Annotated in this window: 1 protein-coding gene; it reads right to left on the bottom strand. The window is 42.9% G+C overall.

The window, feature by feature from the left end:
* Positions 1 to 1,382, bottom strand: a 1,382-nt coding sequence (locus QI30_RS17855; protein WP_126991946.1) for an SMI1/KNR4 family protein, incomplete at its 3' end; no start/stop codon positions are given.
* Positions 1,383 to 1,656 lie beyond the last annotated feature (274 nt).

A 1,656-nucleotide genomic window follows, 5' to 3' on the forward strand; every position in this document is an offset into this window, starting at 1 on the left:
CGTACAGCTAATGGTTTAAATGGCGATGCCCCTTCATGCAACCAATAAGCCACACCTACCGGTAAAGTATTTTTACTTTCCCTTGCATAAATAAGACCAAATAGGTTCCCAAAAGGATCACAGGCAAACGGCACAAATGGCGCCGGCATACGGTCACCCATCCGTTTAACATAGTCCAATACATAATCCGCACTTGCTGGATTAAAGGACAGTAAATCGCCCACAAAGAGCTCAATACCACCACTTAAAAAGTGTTGGTGCTCAAAACGCCCCCCATTGATTGTGCGGAAGAATTGGGTGAAATCCTTAGGAAAGCGGACTTCTAACTGACGTTCAACCTCACGCAGGCCTTCTAAGGCATCTTTTTCCTCCGTTCGATAAATGCCTGTTTGCTCAATACCTGAGTGATCAATCGTATATGTGGTCGGGTCAGGATCATGCGCCCACGTCGAGCGGCCTCCAATATGTCTTACTAAATGCGCATAGGCATTGACTAACTGCATTTTTCCCGGTTCTTCATGATGATGCCAAACTAAACCTTTTAGCTTCGGCGCACCCGCCGCTAAATCCTGTAGCTGCATTGGTGTAAAGCGGGAAGCAGATAACGCTCCTGTTTCGAGCGCTTCATTTAGTTGACGGAAACATTCTTCAAGCTGCACATCGCTTTCGCCTAAATATAATTCTTCGGGTAGTGTTGCGGTAAAGTATAAATTATTCCCCTCAAAAACAGGATAACCATCCTCATACTCTACTCGCTCTGGAAGAAGTTTTTCAAAACCTGGCTCACTTGTACGAAGTAATGCCGCATAAGCCGCCTTTCGTTCTGCTTCCGCTTTTTGCTCCGCTTGTGCTTCCGCTTTTTCGAGCGCTTCATATTCCTCGTAGGTAATTAAATCTTTTGCAAACTCTGTGAAAGTTTCCGCTAAATAGCTTGTTGAGTGCTCACGTAAATGAGCAACAGCCTCCTCTTCCGTCAAGCCGTCATCCTCCATTAAATTTTCAATCGAATCGGAACCTTCATGACTCCAATAGGCCACGGTTGGATTTTCAGGTCCTCCATAATAATCAAGACAGAAAAAGTCACCACCCGCTGTTTCAGCAAAAGGGACTAATTCCTTCGGCATTCTTCCTTCATCTACCAGATCACCTCGGATTGTCAATGGTGTTTTACTATAGAGTCCTCTGTCAGCAAGAGCTAATAGTTGGCTAAATGCTAAGCCATCCCACACTAAATTATCTTCTGTCTGTCCACCAAAATAGGGACGTAATTCTTCAAGAAAATCCTCCGGTAGTTTCACCTGTAGTTCTTCTTCGATTTGAGCCACTTCTGCGTCTGTTGCAGGTTCTTTTACTTCTGACCAGTCAAATTGCTTGAATATCATTATTTAAAAATCCCTTCCATCTTCTCTTTTGATAGGTATTTGTCATTTATCTCCATTATACACAAAAAAACACGGATTTCTCCGTGTCTTTTTGTGTTAATAAAGTTGTTCTACAAATGCAGTAAAGGTAAACGAGCACAACCGTGTATGTTTTTCAAAGACAATTTTTGCTGTCTCATCATAGCTTTTCCCTAATCGTACAGCTAATGGTTTAAATGGCGATGCCCCTTCATGCAACCAATAAGCCACACCTACCGGTAAAGTATTTTTACTT

The sequence above is a fragment of the Candidatus Kurthia intestinigallinarum genome, from assembly GCF_003991225.1.
Classification (GTDB): domain Bacteria; phylum Bacillota; class Bacilli; order Bacillales_A; family Planococcaceae; genus Kurthia; species Kurthia populi.